Source organism: Streptomyces sp. NPDC101225, from assembly GCF_044767585.1.
Taxonomy (GTDB): domain Bacteria; phylum Actinomycetota; class Actinomycetes; order Streptomycetales; family Streptomycetaceae; genus Streptomyces.
Window position 1 is genome coordinate 25,876 of sequence record NZ_JBIWOE010000043.1, and the last position, 23,972, is coordinate 49,847.

The 23,972-nt window shown below is 70.8% G+C and carries 27 protein-coding genes and 3 pseudogenes; 10 read left to right on the forward strand and 20 right to left on the reverse strand.

Annotated elements, in window-relative coordinates:
- Positions 1–146 precede the first annotated feature (146 nt).
- On the forward strand, positions 147–1,022 hold the full coding sequence (locus ACIRPX_RS37980) for a Scr1 family TA system antitoxin-like transcriptional regulator (RefSeq protein ID WP_404203954.1): 876 nt from the start codon (positions 147–149) through the stop codon (positions 1,020–1,022).
- On the opposite strand, the gene ACIRPX_RS37985 is transcribed toward ACIRPX_RS37980, so the two are convergent.
- Positions 1,019–1,543 (reverse strand): DUF397 domain-containing protein, encoded by a 525-nt coding sequence (locus ACIRPX_RS37985; RefSeq protein ID WP_404203956.1) that lies wholly within the window; start codon positions 1,541–1,543, stop codon positions 1,019–1,021. The genes ACIRPX_RS37980 and ACIRPX_RS37985 overlap by 4 nt on opposite strands.
- Between ACIRPX_RS37985 and ACIRPX_RS37990 the strand changes: the two genes are divergently transcribed.
- Positions 1,490–1,651, forward strand: coding sequence for a hypothetical protein (locus ACIRPX_RS37990; RefSeq protein ID WP_404204041.1), 162 nt, complete (start codon positions 1,490–1,492; stop codon positions 1,649–1,651). The genes ACIRPX_RS37985 and ACIRPX_RS37990 overlap by 54 nt on opposite strands.
- A 461-nt stretch (positions 1,652–2,112) precedes the next feature.
- Here the strand turns inward: ACIRPX_RS37990 and ACIRPX_RS37995 are convergent.
- The 13 genes and pseudogenes from ACIRPX_RS37995 to ACIRPX_RS38055 form a co-directional block, all read right to left on the reverse strand.
- Positions 2,113–2,285, reverse strand: a pseudogene (locus tag ACIRPX_RS37995) (transposase); the annotation flags it as partial.
- Between the two features lie 113 nt (positions 2,286–2,398).
- The gene (locus ACIRPX_RS38000; RefSeq protein WP_404204035.1) at positions 2,399–2,989 is read right to left on the reverse strand and encodes a restriction endonuclease; all 591 of its coding nucleotides are present in this window, start codon (positions 2,987–2,989) and stop codon (positions 2,399–2,401) included.
- 444 nt (positions 2,990–3,433) lie between these two features.
- Complete coding sequence (locus tag ACIRPX_RS38005) at positions 3,434–3,877, reverse strand: PIN domain-containing protein (RefSeq protein WP_404203958.1); 444 nt, start codon at positions 3,875–3,877, stop codon at positions 3,434–3,436.
- Positions 3,874–4,134, reverse strand: coding sequence for a CopG family transcriptional regulator (locus ACIRPX_RS38010; RefSeq protein ID WP_404203960.1), 261 nt, complete (start codon positions 4,132–4,134; stop codon positions 3,874–3,876). Before ACIRPX_RS38010 ends, ACIRPX_RS38005 begins: the two co-directional genes overlap by 4 nt.
- Positions 4,135–4,774: 640 nt before the next feature.
- On the reverse strand, positions 4,775–4,942 hold the full coding sequence (locus ACIRPX_RS38015; protein ID WP_404203961.1) for a hypothetical protein: 168 nt from the start codon (positions 4,940–4,942) through the stop codon (positions 4,775–4,777).
- Positions 4,943–5,078: 136 nt separating this feature from the next.
- Entirely contained in the window at positions 5,079–5,513 is a 435-nt protein-coding gene (locus tag ACIRPX_RS38020) for a PRC-barrel domain-containing protein (RefSeq protein WP_404203963.1), read from the reverse strand.
- Positions 5,510–6,085, reverse strand: coding sequence for a PRC-barrel domain-containing protein (locus ACIRPX_RS38025; protein ID WP_404203965.1), 576 nt, complete (start codon positions 6,083–6,085; stop codon positions 5,510–5,512). Before ACIRPX_RS38025 ends, ACIRPX_RS38020 begins: the two co-directional genes overlap by 4 nt.
- On the reverse strand, positions 6,082–6,228 hold the full coding sequence (locus ACIRPX_RS38030; protein ID WP_404203967.1) for a hypothetical protein: 147 nt from the start codon (positions 6,226–6,228) through the stop codon (positions 6,082–6,084). The genes ACIRPX_RS38025 and ACIRPX_RS38030 overlap by 4 nt, the downstream gene beginning before the upstream one ends.
- A gap of 769 nt (positions 6,229–6,997) precedes the next feature.
- Entirely contained in the window at positions 6,998–7,693 is a 696-nt protein-coding gene (locus ACIRPX_RS38035; RefSeq protein WP_404203969.1) for an alpha/beta hydrolase, read from the reverse strand.
- Between the two features lie 192 nt (positions 7,694–7,885).
- Complete coding sequence (locus tag ACIRPX_RS38040; protein ID WP_404203971.1) at positions 7,886–8,122, reverse strand: hypothetical protein; 237 nt, start codon at positions 8,120–8,122, stop codon at positions 7,886–7,888.
- 196 nt (positions 8,123–8,318) lie between these two features.
- A pseudogene (locus ACIRPX_RS38045) lies at positions 8,319–8,996 on the reverse strand (molybdopterin-dependent oxidoreductase); the annotation flags it as partial.
- Positions 8,997–9,239: 243 nt separating this feature from the next.
- The gene (locus tag ACIRPX_RS38050; RefSeq protein WP_404203973.1) at positions 9,240–9,479 is read right to left on the reverse strand and encodes a hypothetical protein; all 240 of its coding nucleotides are present in this window, start codon (positions 9,477–9,479) and stop codon (positions 9,240–9,242) included.
- A 162-nt stretch (positions 9,480–9,641) separates the two neighbouring features.
- Positions 9,642–10,022, reverse strand: coding sequence for a hypothetical protein (locus ACIRPX_RS38055; protein WP_404203975.1), 381 nt, complete (start codon positions 10,020–10,022; stop codon positions 9,642–9,644).
- Between the two features lie 213 nt (positions 10,023–10,235).
- On the opposite strand from ACIRPX_RS38055, the gene ACIRPX_RS38060 reads away from it, so the two are divergent.
- The 3 genes from ACIRPX_RS38060 to ACIRPX_RS38070 are packed head-to-tail and all read left to right on the forward strand — an operon-like array spanning position 10,236 to position 12,120.
- On the forward strand, positions 10,236–10,754 hold the full coding sequence (locus ACIRPX_RS38060) for an ATP-binding protein (RefSeq protein ID WP_404203977.1): 519 nt from the start codon (positions 10,236–10,238) through the stop codon (positions 10,752–10,754).
- Positions 10,755–10,786: 32 nt separating this feature from the next.
- The gene (gene sigK, locus ACIRPX_RS38065; protein WP_404203979.1) at positions 10,787–11,383 is read left to right on the forward strand and encodes an ECF RNA polymerase sigma factor SigK; all 597 of its coding nucleotides are present in this window, start codon (positions 10,787–10,789) and stop codon (positions 11,381–11,383) included.
- The gene (locus tag ACIRPX_RS38070) at positions 11,380–12,120 is read left to right on the forward strand and encodes an anti-sigma factor domain-containing protein (RefSeq protein WP_404203981.1); all 741 of its coding nucleotides are present in this window, start codon (positions 11,380–11,382) and stop codon (positions 12,118–12,120) included. Before sigK ends, ACIRPX_RS38070 begins: the two co-directional genes overlap by 4 nt.
- A 733-nt stretch (positions 12,121–12,853) precedes the next feature.
- Here the strand turns inward: ACIRPX_RS38070 and ACIRPX_RS38075 are convergent.
- From ACIRPX_RS38075 to ACIRPX_RS38090, 4 genes are all read right to left on the reverse strand, one after another.
- Positions 12,854–14,023, reverse strand: coding sequence for a HoxN/HupN/NixA family nickel/cobalt transporter (locus tag ACIRPX_RS38075; protein WP_404203984.1), 1,170 nt, complete (start codon positions 14,021–14,023; stop codon positions 12,854–12,856).
- Positions 14,024–14,276: 253 nt separating this feature from the next.
- Entirely contained in the window at positions 14,277–16,316 is a 2,040-nt protein-coding gene (locus ACIRPX_RS38080) for a SpoIIE family protein phosphatase (RefSeq protein WP_404203986.1), read from the reverse strand.
- On the reverse strand, positions 16,309–16,851 hold the full coding sequence (locus ACIRPX_RS38085) for an RNA polymerase sigma factor (RefSeq protein ID WP_404203988.1): 543 nt from the start codon (positions 16,849–16,851) through the stop codon (positions 16,309–16,311). Before ACIRPX_RS38085 ends, ACIRPX_RS38080 begins: the two co-directional genes overlap by 8 nt.
- Positions 16,852–17,354: 503 nt before the next feature.
- Positions 17,355–17,987 (reverse strand): type III effector protein, encoded by a 633-nt coding sequence (locus tag ACIRPX_RS38090; protein WP_404203990.1) that lies wholly within the window; start codon positions 17,985–17,987, stop codon positions 17,355–17,357.
- A 127-nt stretch (positions 17,988–18,114) separates the two neighbouring features.
- On the opposite strand from ACIRPX_RS38090, the gene ACIRPX_RS38095 reads away from it, so the two are divergent.
- Entirely contained in the window at positions 18,115–18,546 is a 432-nt protein-coding gene (locus ACIRPX_RS38095; protein WP_404203992.1) for an Hsp20/alpha crystallin family protein, read from the forward strand.
- Positions 18,547–18,646: 100 nt separating this feature from the next.
- The gene (locus ACIRPX_RS38100) at positions 18,647–19,042 is read left to right on the forward strand and encodes a DUF2267 domain-containing protein (RefSeq protein ID WP_404203994.1); all 396 of its coding nucleotides are present in this window, start codon (positions 18,647–18,649) and stop codon (positions 19,040–19,042) included.
- A 323-nt stretch (positions 19,043–19,365) separates the two neighbouring features.
- Here ACIRPX_RS38100 and tnpA read toward each other — a convergent pair whose 3' ends face one another.
- The gene (gene tnpA, locus ACIRPX_RS38105) at positions 19,366–19,782 is read right to left on the reverse strand and encodes an IS200/IS605 family transposase (protein WP_404203996.1); all 417 of its coding nucleotides are present in this window, start codon (positions 19,780–19,782) and stop codon (positions 19,366–19,368) included.
- Positions 19,783–19,807: 25 nt separating this feature from the next.
- Between tnpA and ACIRPX_RS38110 the strand changes: the two genes are divergently transcribed.
- Together ACIRPX_RS38110 and ACIRPX_RS38115 are read left to right on the forward strand one after the other, a co-directional pair.
- Complete coding sequence (locus ACIRPX_RS38110; protein ID WP_404203998.1) at positions 19,808–21,031, forward strand: RNA-guided endonuclease InsQ/TnpB family protein; 1,224 nt, start codon at positions 19,808–19,810, stop codon at positions 21,029–21,031.
- 623 nt (positions 21,032–21,654) lie between these two features.
- Positions 21,655–21,897, forward strand: a pseudogene (locus tag ACIRPX_RS38115) (transposase family protein); the annotation flags it as partial.
- Positions 21,898–22,111: 214 nt separating this feature from the next.
- On the opposite strand, the gene ACIRPX_RS38120 reads toward ACIRPX_RS38115, so the two are convergent.
- A complete protein-coding gene (locus ACIRPX_RS38120) occupies positions 22,112–23,074 on the reverse strand; it encodes a zinc-binding dehydrogenase (RefSeq protein WP_404204000.1) in 963 nt (320 codons plus the stop codon).
- Positions 23,075–23,240: 166 nt separating this feature from the next.
- Between ACIRPX_RS38120 and ACIRPX_RS38125 the strand changes: the two genes are divergently transcribed.
- Positions 23,241–23,885: a TetR/AcrR family transcriptional regulator gene (locus tag ACIRPX_RS38125; RefSeq protein ID WP_404204002.1), complete on the forward strand. Its 645-nt coding sequence runs from the start codon at positions 23,241–23,243 to the stop codon at positions 23,883–23,885.
- The last annotated feature ends 87 nt before the right edge of the window (positions 23,886–23,972 follow it).

Here is a 23,972-nt window from a genome sequence, read left to right on the forward strand (position 1 = left end):
CGCCGTGGTGTGTGTTGGGGTTTGGGTGGCGGGCGGGTCCCGGGCGGCGGGGGGCGCGGGCCGCCCCCGCCCCCCCCCCCCGCCGCCCCCCCCCCGCCCCCCCCCCCCCCGCGCCGGCGTGCGGACTTGAAAGGGATGCTGTGATCTTGTCTGAAAACCCGATGTTCCTGCGGCAGCGGTTGCGGGACCGCCTTAAGAAAGCCCGGGAAGCTGCGGAACTGACCCAGCAGGAGGTCGCCGACACCTTCGGCTGGTCCCCGTCGAAAGTCATCCGGATCGAGAACGGGAAAATCGGGGTCAGTGTCACCGACACGATGGCGCTGGCATCCCGCTACAGCATCGCCGCCGAGGAGCAGCAGGAGCTCGTCGACCTGGCCCGGGCGGCCCGCCAGCCCTCGTGGTACGCGCCTTACAAAGAGGTCATGACGCCGGCGCTGGAGGCGTACATCGCCTACGAGGAGTCGGCCACGATCGTGCGCAACTACGAGCGCAACGTCGTACCCGGCCTGCTGCAGACCGAGGAATACGCTCGCGCCCTGCTGCAGTCCCTCCAGGAGGACGACAACGCGGACACCACCGGAACCAGCCAGCGGCACCTGGAATTGCGGGTCGACCTGCGCATGAAACGCCAAAAAGCGCTGGAGTCGCAGGACGCGCAGTTCTTCTTCATCCTCGACGAGGCGGTCCTGCGCCGCGTGGTGGGCAGCGAGACGGTGATGCGCCAGCAGCACGAGACCCTGCTGCGGCTGAGCGGCCTGCCCAACGTGACCATTTTGTACGTGCCGTTCACGGCGGGGCCCTATCCGCTCTTCCGCAGCCCGTATCAGCTCTTCCAGTTCGGCCCCAGCGACGACGACCTCGTCGCCTACCTGGAAAGCCCCAGCGGTGAGGCGCTGCTGAGCGAGCGGGCCTCCCTGGGCGACCGCAAGGAGCCGGCCGACTACCTGGACGCCTTCTGGGCCGTGGAAAAAAGGCTGGCCAGGCCGATCACCCGTGAGGTGCTGTTCGGCCCGGAGGACTAACGACCGTGCCAGGGAAGGGAGGAATCCGTCTGCAGAGCCCTAACGAAACGGCTCCACGCCCCCGCCGCGAATTCCACCACGGGCGGTGAAGACTGCTTCGAGTCGCGTACCCGCACCACGCCACGCCACGCGACCTCGACGCAGGCACCTTGCTCACTGTAGGAGCTCTTCTTCCAGTGATCTGCAGGGCGAATCACTGCACCTCCCCCATTCCCCGTCAACGGCACAGGGAAGTATGAATGACCGCCCCGCACCCGACAAGGCGGAAAATCAGGCAAGTTATCCGCCACACAAGAAAACAGTGGAAAAGTATATATAGCACCCTCAAAGGTGCCATATACACATTCGGAATTTATTGCCTGAGTGTGTGCAGCAAAAAAGGGAGCCCATGGCCTAGCCGGCAAGCATCCGGCCGCGGGCTCCCCCAGGCGAAGCGTCCCGACCTGATCGATAAGGACACCCCACGCATGAAGTCTAGCGATTCCTCCACTCACGTCATCCGCGCCACCGCGCGAAAACACTGGCAGACCTGGGGCCGCACCACCGCAAGCCACGTCCTGCAGGGCGCCGGCACCGCCGTCGGCGCCGCCCTCGTCTCCTTCATAGTCTGGTGGGCCCAGCGCGGCTAGGGCCAAACTCAGCCCCCACCCAGCGGACCCGCCGCCCCATCGAGCGCCTGCCCCCGCCAGGCGCTCACCCAACCGGGGCACATCGGCCACCGCGCCCATCATGGCCCCGGCCCGGCCCCCTGCGAAGGGCGCGCACCCGGCACGCGGAAGCGCCCCGCACCCACCGCACCCGGGCCTCAGCACGGAGCCGGGAATCCAAACGCCCCCACCCGCCGGCCATGCCCGGATGCGCCCTGCCCCGCACCACCCGCGCAGGCCCCACGGAGTACCCCCGCCGGGCCACCCCCGGCACACGCGCCTCTCCCCGCCGGACCCAGCACACCGCGGGCACGACGACACGCCAGGCACGCGAGCCTCCGGGGCCGTCACCCCCTCCTGCCCCACCGCCCGTCTCCCGCCGTGCGACACCGCCCGGCCGGGAGCGCCCCCAACGACGATCCGCCACCCCCCGGCCGCGAAATCCGGTGCGCCTCGGCCCATTCGTCGTTCTCCTCGCCCCGACCGCGCCGGCAGCCGGACCAGGGTGGTGCGGTCGGGGAAGATGCGATCATGTCGGTGCGGCGGACCTCCTTGTGCGGCCGTTCCTGCGGGTTGTCCGACCAGATCTGATCTGCCGCCAGATCTCGCGCGGGAACACGACGCCGGGGCGCACCCCCGTATCAGGCCGGAACCTATACACCGCCCTGGACACAACCGCCGGGATGGTGTGCCGCCCGAGCGGGCCGCCCAACTGGTGCGTGCAGATGGTCACTTGGAATATGTCTGTTTCCAGCGTGCCCGGTGGCGGGCCTGCCCCTGTCCGCGTCCGTTGACCTCAGCCAGAGACAGCAGTGGTGTGCCGTTGTTCCACAGACCGAAGAAGTCACGGTGCAGGGTGAGGATGTGGTGCTCGACCGCAAACGCCTCGGCCTGGGGGCTGAAGCGTGTGGTCGCGACGAAGACGGCCACGTCCGCCGCGAAGTGCACCTTGGCTCCCAGCAGATCGCGCACCTCGCGGCTGGCGATCGTCCGGTGGGGTGCGTACCGCTTGCACTGGATCACCATCGTCCGGCCATCCGGTAGCGAGCCGAGCACATCGGCCCCGTTGTCCCCGCTCCCGCCCACTCGGCGCACCTGTGTACAGCCATCACGGCGGCACAACTCGGCGACCACTTCCTCGAATTCGGTGCCGGACATCGCATCGACGGCGGCCAGCAACCGCCGGCCTGCCGCGATCTCCTCCTGGCACCTCCAGGCGCTGTCCCTGCTGCGCAACAGCCGGTCGGTACGCCACAGCCGCCACACCACCCAGCCGGCCCCCGCGACGGCCAGCAGGGCGGCGAGGTACAGCAACAGCATCGGCCGCAGCAGACCCAGCAGGACCACAGCGGCAAACGCTCCCGCTGCTGCCTTGTTCCGCGCGGAGCGTCGTCTGCGTACCGGCCCCCTGCCCTTACGTGTGGCCGCCATTCCTGCCCCCTCGTGCACCGGCCGGGATGGATACCTCCCTGTTGTGCAGTGTGGGCATGCCGCGCAGCCCCGCCAGGGCGCAGTCAGGCCATTGGCGTGAACCTCCCCTGCCGGCCGGTGTTTGGCCGTTCCCCTTAAAACCGGAGGCCGTTCGCCTGCCTACCAGGCTGAACGTGGCCGAACTGCCTCTGCAGGACGGGGCGGGGCGCGAAGCGGCGATACGGGGTGCTCAGCTGCCACCCAGGGCCCCCAGGGGCAAGGCCGCAGCGAGTGCATCCTGTGCGCAGCGCCGGGGTGCGCGGGCTGCAAATAGTCGGCCGGACGCCGTCGGCATCACAGCGGAAGGTCGTCGGGCAATACCCGGAACGCCTTGTGGTGGCCGAGCGGGCGCACGGCCCGGAAGTCGCGGCGGTCGAGCGTGAGCACGGCGTCGGTGTCGTACTCGGCGGCCAGGGCCACGTTCACCGCATCCGCGAGGTCCAGGTCCAAATCGCGGTAGCGGGCGCGTACCGACTGGGCGACACCCAAGTGGTCGTCCGTGATCTCGGGCAGGACGACACGACCCCGACGCATCCAGTGCCGGATGTCGTCGACGGCGCTGAGCGCCGCGTCACGGCCGATTTCACGGGTGGCAACGTGGTCGATCTCGGCAAGCAGCAGCGGAGACATCACCAAAAGACCCGCAGCCATGATTGCTTCGTTCGACGCACGGTGTTCGGGATGGGTGGAGTCGAGTGCAGCAAGGAGCCCGGACGTGTCCGCGATGACAATGATCACGCAGCGGTCCCGGGCCCGGTCTCGCGAAGCACCGCGTCGGCGACGGTGTCGCGCACCTCACGCTTACCGGGAGTGCGGCCGGCCCCTTCGAAGGTACGGGAGAAGAGGGGTTCGTCCCAGACACGGTTGGCCATGGCCGCGAGATGGATGCCCTGGCGGATGATCTCGGCCTCGCTGATGCCGCGCCGTTTCGCGGCCTCCTTGATGACGGCCAGGTCTTCAGGATCGGCGTAGACATTGGTTCGCTTCATGGACATGTACCAACCCTAACACATGTACCGGGTTAATGTATGTACGGCAGGATCGGCCTCGCCGCCCGGCTTGGCACACCGCCTCGCCGCAACGTTCCGCCGCCGGCCGGCCCCTACGCGCGACCGCCTCTTTGATGATCTTCAGGCGCTCCTCGTCGGACATCACCGTCGGATACGCCCAGCTCCACGGTCACGACCCATCCGTCACCATCCGCGATGCGAGACGGAGATCCCTCCTGGGCCGCGGCGGCCCGTTCCGGGACACTCCGGTCGATCGGACACCCAGCGGGCGTATACAGACGCAGGCGACGTCACACGGCACCGGCTTCGGTCAGCAGGAACCCCACGCAGACGGCCGGCAGAAAGCTCGGCATCGCCGAGGCGGCCTGGCGAGAGCCATCCGGCGGGCAGGCACCGGACAGGAGTATCGAAACTGTCGGCCCGTTGTGAGCCAGCCCGGGCAGCAGCGCCCCGGAAGCCGGGAAGGAGCACAGCAGCACTCGCCGCCCGGACGGTGGGTGGGCACGGCCGCGGCCGTCTGCGCGAGGACTCGCGCTCCTCCCCCGGTGCAAGTCCTCGCGCCAGATGGTTCGGCATCGCCCGCACGCGCCGATCGGCAACAACGAGCTGGAGTCTCAGCCAACACTCAGCGCGGCTGCCCGGCCAGTGGACGATGATGCCCTCCGGGGCTGCGGGGCGCAGCAGAGCGGATGACCCCGAACCGGGTGATCTCACCGGCGAGTTCGGCGCCGTGACGGTGGACGCGGGCAACGGTGTCCTCGACGTCGTCGACGGCGAACACGACGCGGCGCATGCCCCGAATGTTGTGCGGCCGGTTGCACGGTCCGGCGCTGATCAGTGCTGGGCTGCGGTACGTCGCCGGCTTGAGCCGTCTGCGGCCGTCCGGGGGCCGGTCCATGAGCCGCAGGGCGACTCCCGCCCGTGGGTTTTCACGGCTCCTGGACGACCACGGCGTAGCTGCCGACGCCGATCAGTCCCTGTGCCGGGAGGGTGCCGGACGAGGTGAGCAGGCTCAGCACCCTGCCGTCATCGGGGTCGAAGTCGATGTCGCGGAGAGTGCCGATCTCTGTGCCGCGTTCCGACAGGATGCGCCGGCCATGGAGGTTGCGGCATGCGGCGGCATGCTGGGTGATGTCCTCTTCGGAGTCTCCGTGGGTGCCGGCGCGGGCCATGACCGCATCGGGGCCGATGGCGTGCACGTACGGCCAGGTCAGGAGGGTGCCGCCGCCGTTGGTGTTCTTCAGCCGCAGGGCAACGACGCGGGCCGGGCGGGGTGCGATCACCAGGCTGTCGACCTGGCCGATGCTCTGGGCCACGTCGGTGTCCATCACCGGCCGGTCCGTGATCTCGGAGAGCAGCATCATGACTCCTTGCCGGTCATGCGGCTGCGCAGCTCCGGGATCGCCTTGTCGAGGGTGGCCAGGTCGTCGCTCACGTAGTCGGCCACAGCGGCCGGGACGACGAGTGCCTCGCCCGAGACGGCGGTGGTCCTGGCGAGGGGGATGAACACCGTGCGCTCCTTGCGGCCCAGTGTCCTGGCGGGGGTGATCTCGTATCCGGCGACGACCGCCTGCGACGTGGTCACCTCGATGACCACGTCGGTGACCTGCCCGAGGTCCGTGCCGGTGTCCGTGAGGACCCGGGCTCCGAGGACGTCGCCGCCCGCCGCCTCGGCGGGGTCGGCCACCTCGTCCCGGTCCTTGAGCGCCCTCTCGTCCTGGATCATCACGGCATGCGGGCCCAGGCCCGCCACCGAATCCCAGGGCAGTGCCTGGCGTTTGGGGCCGGACAGCAACCGCAGGCCGCTGAGGGTGAACCCGGCGATCCGGCCCGCCTGGGCGTCGAGGACGACGTCCTTCACCCGGGCCACGGCCTCACCGCCGAGCGTGACCACAACACGTTTGGTGATCTCCGACGCCAGCATGAGCGTGCTCATGCGGCCGTGCCCTTGCCCCTGGAACGGGCACGCCGCACGACGATCACACCGCCGCGCCGACGTTTCGACTGGACACCCATGACAGTCCCGGCCAGAGCCGCGAGCAGGGCCACGGCCACGACGAGCCAGAACCACCACTCCACCGCAGGTACCTCCACCTCGGAGCCGGGGACGTCCCGCCATGCTCTTTGACCAGGATCTCTCCCGGACATGCCACTGTCCAGACAGCGTCCGCACGCCGCCCACGGCAACTCTCCGCGCACGCCACGGAAACGGTCACGCGGTGGCGTGCGCGCAGATCAAAGCCTGCTCGGCCCGCCGGCGGCGTTCCAGGAGCCGATGCGGGAAGGCAACTCCCGGACCTGGGCTCTGGGATGGCCAGTTCGACGATGCCGGCCCTCGTGTCTGCGTTGCGGAGGCATCCGCCTCCGCGGACATGAGGGCGTCGGCAAACGTCTTGGCCGTTGCGCGCGGCAGACGGGACTCGCCGCAGCGAGGCTGTGTTCGGCCGGGGGGGTACAGGGGCACGTCGGGTGTGGTCATCGTGCGGATCTCCTTCGGGGCTTCGACGTTTCGGAGATCAGCCGGTGGCCGGTGCTCTTGTGGTGGGATGCCACCGTCGTCGTCGGAGACGGTGCTCGAGGACTCTTGATGCGCGAGGAGACGGCGGTCCACTTCGGCAGGTGGTCTCTCCGCGGCAGTTGGCGCTTGGGTATCGATCAGCAGCGCCGACGAGTACCGGTTCGTCACCGTCGGCAAGGCGGGGACGAGGGTGTCCCAACTCCTGCGGCACGGGCAGCAGAAGGTCACGCGGGGCACCGCCGTCGAGCCCGCCCGCGGCACTGCCGTGACGCGGTTCGTCGAGCGGCCGTGGAGCAAGGCGCCAGGGTGACAGCGCCTTGGGGTCTGCTGTTACAGCATGAGGGGTGAGGCGGATGCGTAGCTGGAGTCGGCCAGGCCCGCGCACTGCTCGTGTGGGCCCAGGAGGTCGGTGACCACAGCGGTGACGGTGCGGTGCCATAGACCGGGCCGGCGGAGCATGGCGTGATCACCATTGCGGATGAGGATGAGACCGGCGCGGGCCTGGGCGGCACGGGCCCGCTTGATGTAGTCGGCGGAGGCGCGGGGGCTGGTCGTCCTGTCGCACTCGCCGTGCACCACAACAGTCTGCTTTCCGCTCAGCTGTACGACGGGTTCGTCCGGTGGTAGCCACGGCGCCAGCGCGAGGACTCCGCGTACCTGTGGATGCGACGCTGCCCGCAGGGCTGCTCTGCCTCCCATGGAGTGTCCGATGAGGACGGTCGGCACCGGTCCGGCCAACTGACCGAGTTCGCTGAGTGCGCGGTAGGCGTCGTTGAGGGGATCACCATCGTTCCAGCCGCGGTGCCGGTAACGCACGTGTGCCAGAACGACTTCGCCGAGAGACACAGCAGATGCTGCCGCGCGGAGCACGGGGCGCATTCTGAGTGCCGCCAAGTGCCAGTGCTGTGAGGTCTGGTAGCTGTCCGGTCGTCCTCCGTGCAGCGTGATGACCGCAGCACGCGGCCGCCGCGGCCAGTGCCGCAGCCACAGCGCCGAAGTTGTCGACGCTCCGCCATGATCTCGCACGATCGGCGATCGCCTTTCTCTCAGGGGCCACGCGTGCCGGCGACGAACTGCGCACCCCGTGCACCGGGTGCCGCAGCCGAATGCGCGGGGACCGCACGCGACGTGGCCGGGCCCGGTTCCCGGCGTTGTCCCGCGCAGCTTCCAGGTCGCCGTCAGCGGGGGCGTGGAGGATCAGGGCGGGTCGGCCGGGGATCAGATGAAGAGGGCGGACCATGCCTCCCAGGCCGCGCGCAGGTCGGGATGCCAGTGGACGCGCTGGTCTCGTGCGGCCAGGGGCCGTAGTGCGTCCGGAGCCAGCAGATGGATCGTGCCGGGGCCGTCCGGCCACGGCGCACTGCGCAGTAACCCATCCGTGGGCGGGCGGAGTTCCCGCAGATCGAGCCCGATCACAGAGATGCCCGTGCACAGTTCGGTCAGCTCGTCATGCACGGCACGACTGGTGTCGGCAGTCACCGGCCCCGCGCCTGCGCACCACATCCGCGTGCCGCTGACAGCGAGGACCCGTATGCGGAAGAGAGCCGGCATGTGCCTCATGATCCTTACTTCCGCCTGGCAGGTGGGGTCGCGCCGGGAGAGCGGGCAGTGCCAGAGGATGGGGAGGGAGTACGGGGGTTCTGCAGCGGGTCGAAGGCGGGCCTGCGACGGGCCGCGGGAGAACTCGACCGGGGACGCCGGTCCAGCGGGCGTTGCCGACGCAGGGTCCGCCGGCCTCGTTGGACACACAGGTCAGCGTGATGTCCCGCTCGGCCGGCTCACGCCGCAGCAGGTCCTGGAAGCAGAGGGTGAGGGGCCGTCGTACGCCCTTGCCGTGGATGCGCAGCCGCCAGGACGTCGCGTCCGCCTCGGGGACCACCAGCGCGGTGTCGGCCCGGTAGAAGTCACTGTCCGGCGTGGTGAAGGCGCTGGCCCCCGGGATGCGCGGCCCGGAGCTCTTCGGCACGGCGGGAGCGGTGGAGGCGGACGCGGGAAGGACCGTCTTGCCGCGGGAGGCGACGGCGTCCTGGCCGTGGGAGGCGTTCAGCGCACGTCCCAGCGCACCGGTCCCCGCAAACGCCGCGGCGGTGGCCGTCGCGGCGATCACGAAACCACCGACCACGGTGACGGGAGCGGCCTGCGCACGGACCGCCGCCGGCACGAGTCCAGCGACGGCGAGGGCGGCAAGACCTGCGAGAGCACCGCTCAGCGCACCCAGCGTCAGCACGGCCCGGTCGGGGCGGTGGCGTGTCGTCTGCTCGTCGCGGATCACGCGGGGAATCCGGCCCCGAATGCCTGACGGATTGGTCGGCCGCCCGATCGGATGCATCTTCCTCCCGGACCAATCCGCACGCCCTACGGCTACGGATCAGGACACACCTCCCGCTCCTTTGCCCATGCCTGGTGTGTGCGCGGTCCTGGTCCGGTCCGATGCACACGGGCGTGCCGGAACGGGCGCCACGACGAGGACGGGGTCGCTTGCCGAGGAGTGCCTTGCTCGTTGCCTGCGAGTCGAGGGCTGGTGTCGTCGGCGCCGGCATCAGTCCTCAGCGGCCTCGCGTCTTCATCTGCGTCAGCCGGCCCGTCGGCCCGGATGGTTGGTCGATCTCCGCTGCCTCCCGTGGTGGCCGGGGCAGAACACCGCCGTCGCGAAGCCGGCGGCGTGGTGGTGGGCCGGGAGGGAGCCGCCTGCCGGCTGGAGGGTGATGCCCGTCCCGGACACCCCGTCCACGGCGGCCTGCATCACGACGGCCTGCCGGCTGCGGCCGGGATCCATCGGACCGGCCGCCGGCGCGGACGCCCGGTCGTCCACGCGCTCACGGAAGAGCCCGGTTCGGGTGACGCCCCGGGCCGCGCTCAGCGGCGCTGCCCCTCCCCCGCTGCCCCGCTGCCCCGCTGCCCCGCTGCGGCCGGTCGTCCCCCGTCCGCCGGAACGACCTGTTGCGGCGGACGGGAGGTCCTTCTTCGGCCGCGGTCAGTGGTGTGTGCAGTCCCAGTGGCCCTTGACCCAGTGGTGCTCCCAGTGCCCGGGCACGTAGACCCATCGGTAGGAGCGGTGGTGGTCGGTGTATCCGTGGTGCCAGTGGCCGTGGCGGTCACGGTATCCGTGGTGCCACGTCCGGTGGTCGGTCCACTTCTTCTCCCAGTGGCCCTTGACCCACTTGTTCTCCCAGTGGCCCTTGATCCACTGGCATGCGTCGTGGTGACCGTGGTGGACCACCGCGGCGGCCGTCGCAGGTGCGGCGGCCGGGGTCGCGGACGCCGTGCCCGCCAGGCCGAGGGCGGCACCACCGGCCAGCAGGCCGGTCGCGGCGGCCCCTGCCACCAGGCGGTGAACGCTGGTGAAGGCTCTCATCGGGGGTGCTCCTTTGCGTGGGAGGGGCGGTTCCCGGCCGCCTCATGTGCGTGTGTCACAAGGGGTTCGAGGCAGCAGCCTCACCGGATGAGAAGAAAGTGCAGAATTTTCCAGAAACGATATTTTTATAGAGTTTTGCGCCATCCATGAGAGGTGTGGCACCGAATCACCTGCAGAGCATGTGACTCATCGATCGGTGCGAAGGGGTCTGCCATGACCGTCACTCCACCGCTTCCGGCCGCCGGGACCGGTCGCGCCGCGGGCGATGTCGTCAGCCGCCATGTGGTCGCACTGCCGCGCGGGCTGCACGCACCACGGATGGCGCGCCGGGCCGTCGCGCGGTGGGCCGCCCGCTGCCCGCTTGCGTGCACCGCCGATGTGACGCTGATCGTGTCGGAGCTGGTCACCAACGTCGTGCGGCACACCGACTGCTCCTGCGTACTCACCCTCACCCTGTACGAGAAGCAGATGGACATTGCCGTGGCCGACCACAGTGAGGAACTGCCCCAGACGGACAGCCTGCCGGGCGAGCAGGGCGGCTTCGGGCTGGCTCTCGTCGGCGGCCTCGGCGGCCGGGTCACCGTGGTGCCCGCGCTCGGAGGCAAGACCGTGCACGTGACGCTGGACACGACGCCCCCGGCTCACCCACGCCACGCGCCGCTCGTGCCCCGCTGCGGTGCGGGCGCACCTGACTCTCGCGGCGATGCCGGCCTGCGCTCCCATGGCCTGTGATGCATGGTCGGAAAGGAGCGCCTCGCACACGGATGCCGGATTCCCGCCACGGGGCGGCCGCGTGCCGCGGGGAATCCGGGCACCAGATGAGCGTGGAGGAGTTGCTCAGGCGCACCGCATCGGGTGACGAGGCGGCGTTCGCCGGCGTGTATGACGCGCTCGGGCACGCCGTGATGGGCCTGGCCTGCAGAATTCTGCGCGATGCCGCGCAGGCGGAGGACGTCGTGCAGGACGTGATGATCGAGGTCTGGCGCACCGCAGACCGCTACCGGCCCGAGCTCGGCACGGCCAAGGCCTGGGTCCTCACCCTTGCGCACCGGCGCGCGGTGGACCGGGTCCGCGCGGCCCAGGCCCGCACCGCACGCGAGCAGCGGGCCGGGATGCTGTCCGCGGACCGCTGCTACGACGAGGTCGCCGACACCGTCGAACGGCGGGAGGAGCATCGCCGCGTCTACCACTGCCTGGCGGGCCTGGGCGGCCTCGAACGGGTCCCCCTGGTGCTCGCCTACTACCAGGGCATGACCTACCTCGAGGTGGCCGCCTGCCTGTCGACGCCGCCGGGAACGGTCAAGTCCCGCATGCGCGCGGGCCTGCAGCACCTTCACTCCTGTCTGGAGGCCGGCTCGTGACGGGCGCCGACAGTCCGCATCTGGCCGTCGCGGCGTATGCGCTGCACGCACTGCCCCCGGCCGAGGAAGCCGCGTTCGAAGAGCACCTCGCTCACTGTGCCCCGTGCCGCGACGAGCTGGCGCGGCTGCGGCACGCGGCGGCCGAACTCGGCTCGGCCGAACCCCGGCAACCCCCGCCGGAGCTGCGCGCGCGGATCCTCGCCACCGCCGCCCACACACCCCAGGGCGACCCCACCGGCCCGCCGCCGGGGACCCGCACGAGGCGCGTCCTGGCCCTCGCGCTTGCCGCCAGCATCGCCGTGGCCGCGGCGATGGGCGGGGTGGCCGTGTGGCAGCACAACGACGCCCAGGACGCAGCCCGCATGCAGCAGCACGACCGGCAGCAGAGCGCAGAGTTCGCCGCTGTGCTCACTGCTCCCGACGCCGCCTTGTTCACCGGACGTCTCACCGGCGGCGCCTCCGTGAGCGTGGTCGTCTCCCGCGAGCAGGGAAAGGCCGCCTTCACCGCCGACCGGCTGCCCGCCCCGCCCAAGGGAAAGGCGTACGAGCTGTGGTACGCCCAGCCGTCCGGCGCGCTGCGCCCCGCCGGCACCCTGCCACCCACCGGCAGTCGCGCCGCACAGGTACTGGCCGGCCCCGTCGGCGCCGCCGTCGCCGTCGGTGTCACCCTCGAACCCGCCGCAGGCTCCCCGCAGCCCACGTCAAAGGCTCTCGGCATCATCTCCCTCGGTGCCTGACCAGACCACTTCCACAGACCTGCGCCTCCCCTGAGCCAGCAGGCGCCCCAGGAGACACCGGCCTGCTGCTCCGAGCCGGCCGACGGGCCGCAGCGAGCGGTACAAGGCTGGGACTGGCATGCGTGCCGCAGGCTGCGGCGGATCCTGGCCAGGGCCGTGCCGGGCGGTCCACGTCACCTCGGCGGCAAGCGCGTGCGCCCTGCGGGGCCGCTCTTCCGCCCCTGCAGGGCGCACCCCCTCGACAGACACCCAGAGATGCGGGAGCACCCCTGATCGGCGCGGTGTCCGGAGGAGTGCACACGACTCCGGCCAGAAAGCTACCCGGCCCCAGCACGCACCAACCACCCGTGAAAGGCCGCATCAGGCGATGTCTGCCGGCGCTCCTGAACCTCGACTTCCCTCGGGCCCTCGGGCTGCGGTAATGACTGTTCAGGCAGCCGGGGCAGACGGTCGCAGGGGCATGGACGCCCCCGGTGGCTCCCCGTGCAGAACAAGGGGTGCAACGACGGCCCAGTCTCGCTCTCTGCCCGCAGCGCTGCACCCGCCTCTGATCTACGCCGCGGCTGCCGGGACGGCGCAGATCATCGACCGGAAGGCCTCGCACTGTGGCGCCAGGAACCGGGCGGCCGATGCGGTCTCGCGCCACGGTCCCCGGAAGCACGCAACCGGCAGTCGAGCCCCTGCGGCTCCTCCTCGGGCTGCGGTGCGATCGTCGTGAGCACCGCCAGCAGTGCTACTCGGCGCCTTGCTCCGCCGCGGCTCGCCGGGCCAGGCCCGCCGTCCACTTCTCCTCGATGCGGCCGACCTTCCACACCAGCAGAGCAATCGCCCAGGTGGCGAAGAACAGACCGACGATGACGTAGCCGATGATGTTCAGGTCGAGGCCGGAGACCCAGTCCCAGAAGGGGCCGTGCAGGTCTGCCTTCTCGGCGATCAGGCCCAGCAGTTCGACCGTGCCGATGATGAGGGCCACGGCGACGGACAGTCCGGTGATGGTGAGGTTGTAGTACACCTTGCGGACCGGCTTGGAGAACGCCCAGCCGTAGGCGAAGTTCATGAACGAGCCGTCGATGGTGTCCAGCAGGCACATGCCGGCGGCGAAGAGGACCGGCAGGCACAGGATCGCGTACCAGGGCAGGCCCGAGGCCGCGCCGGAGCCGGCCAGCACGAGCAGTGCGATCTCCGTGGCCGTGTCGAAACCGAGGCCGAACAGGACACCGAGCGGGTACATCTGCCAGGGCCTGGTGATCGACTTCATCACCCGGCCGAGGAGGCGGTTCATGAAGCCGCGGTTGTTGAGCTGCTCCTCCAGCGCGGCCTCGTCGAAGTGGCCGGAGCGCATCTGCCTAAAGACCTTCCAGATGCCCACCATGATCAGCAGGTTGATGACCGCGATGACGTAGAGGAAGGTCCCGGAGACGGTCGTGCCGATCCAGCCGGTGACGCTGTGCAGCTCGGAGTCGTCGTTCTCGACCGGTCCGGCCAGCTCCTTCACGCCCAGGGAGAGCAGGAAGGCGAGGGCGAAGACGATCGTGGAGTGGCCGAGGGAGAACCAGAAGCCGACGGACAGCGGGCGCCGGCCCTCGTTCATCAGTTTCCGGGTGGTGTTGTCGATGGCGGCGATGTGGTCGGCGTCGAAGGCGTGCCGCATGCCCAGCGTGTACGCGGTGACGCCGATGCCGATGCCGAAGGACTTCGTACCCAGGCTGTAGTGCTCCGGTGCGACGATCGCGACCAGCGTGAACCAGCCGGTCACATGCAGCGCCAGGATGAAGGCGGCCATCCCGCCGACACCGGCCCACTCCTTGCGGGTCATCGAGGTGCGTATGCGGTGCCACGAGAGTCCGCGTCCGGCGCCGGGCTCGGCAGAGCGGCTGCAAGCGGCATCGGGGGCGGTGCTCATGGGGCGTGGGCCTCACTGCTCGGCGCGCGACTGTTTTCAGCCGCACCCCTCAGACTTCTGCACATTACTTGCAACAACAATATAGTCGCAGCAAAGTCCGAGTCAGGTTTCGGCCGGCGCCCGGGAAAAGAGTGCAGGCCAAGCCCGTTGGGCACGCCGGCAAGGACGAGTCCGGTCGCCGTCCTGTGCCGGTGCTCCGCGTCTGCCGGCCTCGGCCCGAGTACCGGCCGTGCCGGGCGGAAGCACTCCTGGATCACGCCGTGATGCCGAGTTCGAACCAGACCACCTTGCCCGCGCTCAGGCGGGTGGCTCCCCATCGGCGGGCCAGCCGGTTGACGAGGTACAGGCCGCGGCCGTCCTCGTCGGTGGCCCGGGCGTGGCGCAGGCGGGGCAACTGCGGTGCGTCGTCGGTGACTTCGCAGCGCAGTACGTCGGTGCGCAGCAGGCGCAGGCCGAGGGGCCGGGGGGTGTGGCGCACGGCGTTGGTGACGATCTCGCTGACGAGGAGTTCGGCCACCTCGCTGTGCTCGTCCAGCTCCCACTGGGCCAGGGCCTGCCGGGTGAGGCGGCGGGCGCGGCCTGGGGCGGTGTCCTCGCCCTCGAGGGTGAAGGAGGCGACGTCGTGGGGGGCGATGCCGTCGAAGCGGGCGGCCAGCAGGGCGATGTCGTCGTCCCGGTCGCCGGGGCCGATCAGGTCGAGGACCTCGTCGCACAGTGTCTCCAGCGGCGGCGGCTGGCCGGGGCCGGTCTGCTGGGCGGTGGCGGCGAGTTTGTCCCGCACGAGTTCGATGCCGCTCCACACGTCGCGCATCCGTGATTCGACCAGGCCGTCGGTGTAGAGGAGCAGGGTCGCTCCGGCGGGTGCTTCGAGTTCGACGGCCTCGAAGTCGACGCCGCCCACGCCGATCGGTGCGCCCGGCGGCACGCGCAGCACCTCGGCCTGGCCGTCGGTGTGCAGCAGCAGGGGCGGTGGATGGCCGGCGTTGGCGACGGTGATGCGGTGCAGGGCCGGGTCGTAGACGGCGTAGAGGCAGGTCGCCATGCGGTCGGTGCCCAGGCGCTGGGCCTGTTCGTCGAGGTGGTGCAGGACCTCCTGCGGCGGCAGGTCGAGCCCGGCCAGCGTCTGGGCGGTGGTGCGCAGCTGGCCCATGATCGCGGCGGAGGTCATGGAGTGGCCCATGACGTCGCCGACGACGAGGGCGACGCGGCTGCCGGGCAGCGGGATCGCGTCGTACCAGTCGCCGCCCACGCGGGTGGTCTCGGCGGCCGGGAGGTAGCGGGAGGCGAGGTGTACGCCGGTGGAGTGCGGCAGCGTCTCCGGGAGCATGGTGCGCTGCAGCTGGTCGGCGATGTAGGCCTCGCGGCCGTAGAGGACCGCCTTGTCGATGCCGAGCGCGCTGTGTGTGGCGAGCTGGGCCGTCACCAGCAGGTCGTCGTGCTCGAAGGCGTCACGGTGTTCTGCGCGCAGGAACAGCACGGCGCCGATCACGCGGCGCCGGCCGCGCAGCGGGGCGAGGATCGCCTGCCGTCCGCCGGACGGCAGCGCGTCCAGCTCGCCTTCGCCGCCGAGGAGTTCGGCCAGGGCGGCGCGGGCCGCGGGGGTGTCGGTGCGGACCGGGCGCACAGCGCGCAGGACCTCGTAGAGGGCGCTGCCGGGCTTCACCTCGCGCAGTGCGGCGCCGAGCGCGTCGGGCTGCGGCCGGCCTGCCGGCGGGGCGGGGTCGGTGCCCGCTGCGCCGGCGGGGTCGCGTTCGGCGGGGATCCGGTCGGTGTGGCGCAGGCGCAGCAGCAGCCGGTCGGCGGGCCGTTCCTCGCCCACGGGCAGCGGGTCGCGCAGGTAGACGCCGATCGCGTCGCAGAAGGTCGGCACGCTGGCCCGGCACAGCCCCGTCACGATCTCGTCGAGGTCCATGCCGCGGGCGATGCGCCGGGTGGCGGCGCCGACGAACCGCAGCCGGTCCTCGTGGCGCGTCGGCCGGTCCTGCGGTGCGGGCGGCGCGGGCGGCGCGGGCGGCGTGGGCGGCGCGGGGGATCCCGCCGCGCGGGCGGCGATGTCCTCCTTGAGTCTGGCCAGGGAGGCTTCGACGTCCACCAGCGGGGACATGGCGTCGGCGACGGCCGTCTCGGAGGCCTGGGTGAGGGAGGCCAGCGCGGCCTCGTCCTCGTTCTGCGCCGGGGTGGGCCGGGGCGGGGGCGGCGCGTCGGCGGGGGCGGGCACGCCGTGCCGCAGCGGGCGGGGTGCCTCGCCGGGCCGTGTCTGCCCTGCCGTCAGGTCGGCCGGTGTCTCAGCCACGGCCTCCCGCCTCCTTCTCGTCGCTCACGATGCCCAGCCGCTCCAGTTCCGCCCGCAGCGGCTCCAGTGCCCTGCGGGCCTCGGCGATGTGCACCCGCACCGTAGCCCGGGCGATGCCCATCTCCTCGGCGACCTCGGCGGGAGTCAGTCCCGCGAGGAACCGCAGGACCATCGCCCGGCGCGGCCGTTCGTCCAAGCGTGCCATCTCGGTGCAGGTTCTGCGGTGGACCTCCTTGAGGTGGGCCTCCACGGCCATGTCGGGCGCGGCCGGCGCGCCGTCGTGGCGGCCGAGATCGAACAGGACCTCCGTGCCGCGGAGCCGCAGCGCCTCGCGGACCACGGTGGCCGACAGCCAGCTGCCCCAGTGCTCCACCGGCGGCTCGGCCGGGTCGGCCATCCGCCGCCGGCACTGGATGAAGGCCTCCTGCACGGCGTCCTCCGCCACCCGCAGACGGCTGCCCGCGGCCAGGTACGCCTTGGCCAGCAGCGCCCGGTAGAGGGTGCGGTAGAGCGCGTCGACGTCGTCCTCGCCCACCCCGCCCCGTCCTCCTCCCACCCGCCCGGGCGCACCGCCCGGGTGATTCGGCCGGCGCCGGTGCCGGTGCCCTGGGCGCTGCCGCCCCGTCGCGGCATCCGGTACGGCACAGCCGTCATGACAGCCGTCATTGTGGTGCGCCGGCTGCGCTCACGGAGCCAAAAGGCCGAAGCCCGTCCCACTGCGGTCGACCCGACGCCCCCGTCACGGCGGCCGCGGTGGTGCTGCCGGGGCCGAGGCGGCGGTGCAGGGCACGGCCGCCACGCCCGCCGCACGCGGCGTAACCGGCCCGAAAGGCCGGGCCGGCCGGCAGCCCGGCGCTCCGGCCGCCACCCGTTCCCTCCCGCACCGGCCCCCGCCCGGTGCGGGAGGGAACGGGTCAGGCGGGATCGCAGACCGGCGTGCCGGTCTCCAGGCCCACCGCCCCTTCCCCCCTTCTCCCGTTCGCCCGTTCGCCCGGGGCGGAGGCCGACCCGGGCGGCGCTGCGGTGCACCGGGCGGGGTCAGGGCGGAGTGAGGCCGTCGAGCCTCGCGGCGAGGTCGGGATGGGTGGCGGCCAGGTGGGGGCGGGTGGCGGCCAGGGGGGCGACGAGGTCGGCGGGGTCGTCGTGGGCGAGGGCCGCGTGGAGCTCGCCCACGGGCCGGCGAGCGGCTGCGGGCAGGTCGGTGAGGGCGGTGATCTGGCCGGCGAGGCGGCGCAGGTCGGCGGCGTTGTGACGGGCCCAGCCGGCGGTGGTGCGCCTGGCGGCGCGAGCCTGGCGGGTGGCGGTGACGCGCTGTTCGCCGGTGGTGCCGGCGGGACCGGGGCGGCCGCGCAGGTAGCGGCGTTCGGCGGCCTGGCGGCTGGTGACGCCGAGGGGGTGGGCGAGGTCGGCCCAGCTGGCGCCCGCGTCGCGGGCGGTTTCGATCAGGCCGGTCTCCCATCCGGCGAGCTGCTCGCGGATCTGCCGCAGCAGCATCAGGGATGCCAGCGCCTCATCCGGGGCAGGCCCGGCCCCGGGCGGGGCATCGGGAGCCTGGCGGCGGGCGGCGCGCAGGGCGTCGTCCATGGCGTTCAGGGCCGCGGCGGCGGCGAGGAACGACGCCGGGCTGTGGACGTCGGCGCCGGTTACGGACGGCCGCTCTGCTGCAGTCACGGGCACCTCCCTCGGATTGTCATCACAACGACGACATCATGTTTGTCATCCATTGGATGACATGTTACAACGGTGTCAGTGAGGCGCATTGGCAGCAACTGCCCGAACCTGCTGGAGGTGTTTTCCCATGTTGATGCGCACCGACCCCTTCCGTGAGCTGGACCGGCTGGCGCAGCAGCTGATGGGCCCGGGTACCTGGTCAAGGCCGTCGGCGATGCCGATGGACGCCTACCGCGAGGGCGACGAGTACGTGGTGTCCTTCGACCTTCCCGGCGTGACCGCGGACGCGATCGACATCGACGTCGAGCGGAACATGCTCACCGTCAAGGCCGAGCGCCGGCCGGCGGCGAAGGCCGACAACGTGCAGATGGAACTGTCCGAGCGGCCGCTGGGCGTCTTCTCCCGCCAGCTCGTGCTCGCCGACACCCTCGACACCGAGCACATCCAGGCCGACTACGACGCGGGCGTGCTCACCCTGCGCATCCCGATCGCCGAGCGCGCCAAGCCCCGCAAGATCTCCATCGGTGTCGGCTCCGGCCGCAAGGAGATCTCCGGCTGACACCGGCCGAACCGGTGCGGAGGACGGGCACCTGGTCTCCCCCTGATACCGCCCTCCGCACCCCTGTGGGCAGTCCACGCAAGAAGGGGGATGGCGGCCGATGGCTCTGCGACGCGCAGCGTTCCTCGACCACGTGAGAGAACGCGGTGAATACGAGACCGTGCAGGAAGCGGAACGAGCGGCCCGCGTGGTCCTCGCCCTGCTCGGCGCGCATCTGGTCGGCGGGGTCCGGGCCCAGCTCGCCGCACGCCTGCCGGAGGGGTTCGCCCTGATCCTGCTCAACCCGCTGCAGAGCGCCGAGCCGCTGCCCCCGCAACGGTTCGTCCGCGCGACCGCGGCCTGGATCGAGGGCGCCACCGAGCACACCGCGACCTGGGACGTCAGCGCTGTCCTGTCCACGGTCGCCGACACCGCCGACGACGACCTGATGAGGCAAGTCCTGCTCCAGCTCCCCGCCGGCTACGACCTCCTCTTCGGCCGCCCGCAACCCGCCTGACCCAAGACCTGGGGTGGTGCCACACCCCCGGGCACCACCCCATCCCGGCTCCGATGAAAGGCATGCACCGACAGTGATCACCGACGCGCCCGCACCACAAGGGCACCGGCAGCCGTACGGGACGGCGTACGAGCAGATGCTGGAGAAGGTCCGCTACCGGGATTCATTCGCAGTGCCCTGGCGTTCACGCCGGGGGTGAAGCGAATCTGATGGTGGTGACGCGGAGCGTCGCCGCATCTGCTCCGGCGGAGCCGGAGATGGCATATTCGTCACTCATGACGCGAAGCGTCATGACGGCCCGCCCTGGCGGAGCCGGGGAATGCTCATACCGGCCTGTTCTGCTGCTCGATGTACTGCCTGACCACGGTGAGCGGGGCGCCGCCGACAGTTCCGGCGAAGTAGGAGCCGGACCACAGCTTGTTGGCCCGCCAGTAGTGGCGTACCAGGTCGGGAAACTCCTGGCGCAGGCGGCGGGAGGAGACACCCTTGAGGGAGTTGACCAGTTTGGTCACGGCGACCTTGGGCGGGAAGTTCACCAGGAGGTGGACGTGGCTGTCCTCGCCGTTGAACTCCACCAGCTCGCACTCGAAGTCCGTGCACACCGACCGCATGATCTCCTCCATGCGCCTCAAGTGGGCACCGGTGAACACCTTGTGCCGGAACCTGGTCACGAAGACCAAATGGACATGCATCACGAAAGTACAGTGCCTGCCAGTTCTGATCTTCTCCATCTCACCCATAACCCAAGTATGTATCGTGATGGTCATGCAGCTGCGGTACGCGTTTCGCCTGTACCCGGACGCCGGTCAACAGGTCGCGTTGGCGAGGGCGTTCGGGTGTGCGCGTGTCGTGTTCAACGACTGTGTGAGGGCCCGCGAGGACGCCCGCAGGGCGGGCAGGCCCTTCCCGACGGCCGGTGAGCTGTCCACCCGTCTGATCACCCAGGCGAAGAAGACCGCCTCGCGGTCCTGGCTGGGCGAGGTCTCCGCGGTCGTCCTGCAGCAGTCGCTGCGCGACGCCGAGAGTGCCTACAAGAACTTCTTCACCTCCCTGAAGGGTGCCCGCAAAGGCCCGAAACTGGGCGCACCTCGCTTCAAGTCCCGCAAGGATGCCCGGCAGTCGATCCGGTTCACCGCCAACGCCCGCTGGAACATCACCCCTGGCGGCCGACTGAACCTGCCCAAGATCGGGGCGGTGAAGGTGAAATGGTCCCGCCCTCTGCCCGCCACCCCCACCTCCGTCACCGTCATCAAGGACAGTGCGGGCAGATGCTTCGCCTCGTTCGTCATCGACACCGACCCTGCCGCCGACGCGAGCCGGATGCCCGCCACCTACCAGAGCACCGGCATCGACCTCGGTCTCACCCACTTCGCCGTGCTGTCCACCGGCGAGAAGATCGACTCACCCCGGTTCCTGCGCCGGGCGGAGAAGAAGCTGAAGAAAGCCCAGCAGGACCTGTCCCGCAAACAGAAGGGATCGAGGAACCGCGAGAAAGCACGCCTGAAGGTTGCTCGCGCCCACGCCAAGGTCACCGACGCCCGCAAAGAGTTCCACCACCAGCTCTCCACCCGGCTGCTCTCCGAGAACCAAGGAATCGCCGTGGAGAGTCTCTCGGTGACGGGACTGGCGCGCAGCCGGCTGGCCAGGTCCGTCCACGACGCGGGCTGGACGGCGTTCGTGAACATGCTGGAATACAAAGCTGGGCGGTACGGACGCACCCTGATCAAGATCGGCCGGTACGAGCCGACGAGTCAGGTCTGCTCCACCTGTGGCGTCAAGGACGGTCCCAAACCCCTCAACATCCGGGAATGGACCTGCACCGCCTGCGGCACCCTCCACGACCGGGACCACAACGCCGCACTCAACGTCAAACAGGCCGCCGGACTGGCGGTAACAGCCTGTGGAGCGCCGGTAAGACCAGGAGCAATCCCGGCACAGCACGAAGAAACAGGAAGCCACGGATTCCCCACCGCAAACTGTGCCGCGTAGCGGCACAGCAACCGGTAGAGAAGGCCAGAATCCTCGCCTTTCAAGGCGAGGAGCATGTCAAGCGCTGCTGTTCGGCCGCGCCGAACTCACACCCGCCGCGTAGACGGCGACGTCTGTGCTCGGGGCGGGCGCGGCGACCACCGCGCCGCCGTCCGCCCTGCGCCTCTGAGACGCTGCCTTCCTGACCGGGGTCCCGCCCCCCGGCGGTCGTTCACGCGTATCTGGATCGCACGCCCACCACATCCGCCGTGGCGGGACACTCATCCCAGGTCCGGCCATCACGCAGGCGTCCGCCGACCTTCGAAGTCAGCCCACCGACCGGCTTGAAGGACAGAGCCACCCGAAGATCGACACACCGGTCTCGGATGCCGCGAACCCAGGCCAGTCCAACGCCCGGCGAGCCGGGCCGCTCTCGCTGCCGACGATCACCCCGCCGATCCGCGGCAGTCGAGACTGACCACGAGAACGACACGCGTCCCCTCACAGGAGGATCACCCTGCTTCAGGGAGCAAACGGCACGGCAGGGCTCGCTCCGTGGCTCCGTTCTCCCCATCCGGCTCGACCTGATACAGGTGGGCCCGCGGCGTGCGGGTCACCGTTTCCGTCAGGAGGCCGCCCGTGAAGAGGGCGCCGACACCGTCCTCCAGTGCCCACATCGCGGGGAGTACGCCGGTGGCCACGGCTGCTGGGGCAAGCTCTCCGCAGGCCAGCGGGCCGTGAACGTCTCCCACGCCAAGATCCGCGCCCTCGGCGAGCAGGCCATTGCAGCCCTGAAGACCTGGCGGCTGCTGTGCAAGCTCCGCTGCAGCACCACGCGCATCACCGACCTGGTCAAAGCCATCCTCGCCCTCCATCGGGTGACATCACACCGAGTCGAAGAGTGGCCCACGGCCTTCCAGAGGCATCATCACCCGGCGCCCGCACGGCGGTGCACCCTGATGCCCGACGAGACAGCGGTCACAGGGCACGCCACGCATGTGCCCGGCGGCGACGATCACCATCGTCGCCGCCGGGCGTCAGCCACGATCTGAGCGGGTCCCATTTCGTTGACCGGGGCCGCGAACACCGTCCCGGCCCGGCTCAGGGTGCCAGCACAACCCTGCCGAACACCTTGCCTGCGTCCATCTCACGGTGGGCCAGCACCGCCTGATCCAGCGGCAACACTGCATGCACGACTGTGCGCAGGTCCCCGTGCGCAGCATCGGCGAAGTGGGACGACCGCACGGCCTGCCGGTCGGGGCCGGGCACGGTGTCAGCGCTGAAAGTGGCGAACGACAACGACCTGCGGAAGGCGTCCATCAGCCGCATGCCGAAGTCCGCCGGCGGCTGCCCACCGACCACACCGACAGCCACGTACCGCCCGTTGGAGGTCAACTTGTCCAGGAAAAGGGAAAGCTGGGGACCCCCCACGACATCGATCACCACGTCGAAGCCCGCCGGTGCGTCCGAGCCGCCCTCACCGGAGCGGTCAAGGACATGCGTCGCGCCCAAGTCCCGCAGGCGGGCGCCACGCTCCACCGACGAGGTGGTGACCGCCACCGCGTTCGCACCGCCCCTGGCTGCGAGCTGGACCGCCGTAATCCCGATGCTGCCCGCGGCACCGCGCACGAGCACCGTCTCGCCGGACGTGAAACGGGCCCGGTCCAGGGCGAAGTGGGCGACCACGCCGGAGCCGCCGAGGGTCACCGCGTCAGCGCCGGTCAGGCCGTCGGGCAGCGGAAGGACGTCCTCGATCAAGGCGACGGCCTGCTCGGCGTACCCACCGGACAGGCCGGTGAACGCCCACACCCGCCGCCCGATCCACGAGGCGTCCACGTCCCCTCCCACCGCGGTGACCTTGCCCGCGACCTCGCTGCCCAGGACATGGCCCTCCCGGAAGCCGTAGGCGGCAAGCGTTCCCCGGCGGATCACGGCGTCCACGCCGCCTACCCCGATCGCCTCCGTGGCGATCCGCACCTGCCCCGGGGCAGGAACGGGCACGGGCACATCGACGATCTCCAGGCCATCGGGGTCTCCGAACGTCCTGATCACGACGGCTTTCATCTCGGCTCCTCGGGTCGGTGGAAGGACGGATCGCAGCTGCTGCGGCCGCGGGCGTCGAGCCGGCCCCCACGGCCGGAGCACCACCGGCGAAGTGCCGGGACGGGGCGGCAGCACCGCCGTCGGACCGTAACGGACGCCCCCGTCCGTCTGGCTAAAGTGAGAAACGATGACCAGTCGTTTGCCTCAGACCGTGCGCTCCGACGCCCGTGACAACCGGGCCCGCATCCTGGACGCCGCCCGCGCGGTGTTCGGCGAAGAGGGCCTGAGTGCGCCCATGCGCAAGGTCGCCCGGCACGCAGGCGTCGGCCCCGCCACGCTGTACCGGCACTTCCCGGCCAAACAGGCACTGATCGCGGAGACCTTCGCCGAGCAGCGGCGAGCCTGCCACGCCGCCGTCCGCGACGCCCTTTCGGACCCGGACCCGTGGCACGGATTCCGGAGCCTGATCGAGCGGATCTGCGAACTCCACGCGCACAGCCGGGGATTCGCCGACGCCTTCATGACGGCCTTCCCCGAGGCCATGGACTTCGCCGCCGACCAAGAGCAGACTCTGCGCGCGGTCGGAGAACTGGCCCACCGCGCCCAGGGGACCGGCCAGCTGCGCCCCGGCTTCGTCGTCGACGACCTGATCCTCATGCTCATGGCCCACCGGGGCCTCCAAGGCACGCCGCGTGCCGCCCGGGCCACGGCCTCCCGCCGCTTCGCCGCCTACGTGATCGAGGCGTTCCGCGCCGCACCAGAGACGGGAACGCCCACGCCGCTGCCGCCAGCACCGCGCCTGCAGCTCACAGACTCGCCCAGCACGCCGTAAATTCCGTCACCTGCAGATCCGTCAACCGCGCAGCAAGACAGCCTTGCCGGGGCCCTGCCGCAGCCAGGTTGGAAAGGGCTCCCTGCG

Excerpts from the sequence above, each read along its gene's own strand:
- ACIRPX_RS37990 (WP_404204041.1), top strand. The coding sequence starts at position 1,490 with ATGAAGTCTAGCGATTCCTCCACTCACGTCATCCGCGCCACCGCGCGA.
- ACIRPX_RS38000 (WP_404204035.1), bottom strand. The coding sequence starts at position 2,989 with ATGCTGTTGCTGTACCTCGCCGCCCTGCTGGCCGTCGCGGGGGCCGGC.
- ACIRPX_RS38010 (WP_404203960.1), bottom strand. The coding sequence starts at position 4,134 with ATGTCCATGAAGCGAACCAATGTCTACGCCGATCCTGAAGACCTGGCC.
- ACIRPX_RS38015 (WP_404203961.1), bottom strand. The coding sequence starts at position 4,942 with ATGCGCCGCGTCGTGTTCGCCGTCGACGACGTCGAGGACACCGTTGCC.
- ACIRPX_RS38020 (WP_404203963.1), bottom strand. The coding sequence starts at position 5,513 with ATGATGCTGCTCTCCGAGATCACGGACCGGCCGGTGATGGACACCGAC.
- ACIRPX_RS38025 (WP_404203965.1), bottom strand. The coding sequence starts at position 6,085 with ATGAGCACGCTCATGCTGGCGTCGGAGATCACCAAACGTGTTGTGGTC.
- ACIRPX_RS38055 (WP_404203975.1), bottom strand. The coding sequence starts at position 10,022 with ATGAGAGCCTTCACCAGCGTTCACCGCCTGGTGGCAGGGGCCGCCGCG.
- ACIRPX_RS38060 (WP_404203977.1), top strand. The coding sequence starts at position 10,236 with ATGACCGTCACTCCACCGCTTCCGGCCGCCGGGACCGGTCGCGCCGCG.
- sigK (WP_404203979.1), top strand. The coding sequence starts at position 10,787 with ATGCCGGATTCCCGCCACGGGGCGGCCGCGTGCCGCGGGGAATCCGGG.
- ACIRPX_RS38075 (WP_404203984.1), bottom strand. The coding sequence starts at position 14,023 with ATGAGCACCGCCCCCGATGCCGCTTGCAGCCGCTCTGCCGAGCCCGGC.
- ACIRPX_RS38095 (WP_404203992.1), top strand. The coding sequence starts at position 18,115 with ATGTTGATGCGCACCGACCCCTTCCGTGAGCTGGACCGGCTGGCGCAG.
- ACIRPX_RS38100 (WP_404203994.1), top strand. The coding sequence starts at position 18,647 with ATGGCTCTGCGACGCGCAGCGTTCCTCGACCACGTGAGAGAACGCGGT.
- tnpA (WP_404203996.1), bottom strand. The coding sequence starts at position 19,782 with ATGGGTGAGATGGAGAAGATCAGAACTGGCAGGCACTGTACTTTCGTG.
- ACIRPX_RS38110 (WP_404203998.1), top strand. The coding sequence starts at position 19,808 with ATGCAGCTGCGGTACGCGTTTCGCCTGTACCCGGACGCCGGTCAACAG.
- ACIRPX_RS38120 (WP_404204000.1), bottom strand. The coding sequence starts at position 23,074 with ATGAAAGCCGTCGTGATCAGGACGTTCGGAGACCCCGATGGCCTGGAG.
- ACIRPX_RS38125 (WP_404204002.1), top strand. The coding sequence starts at position 23,241 with ATGACCAGTCGTTTGCCTCAGACCGTGCGCTCCGACGCCCGTGACAAC.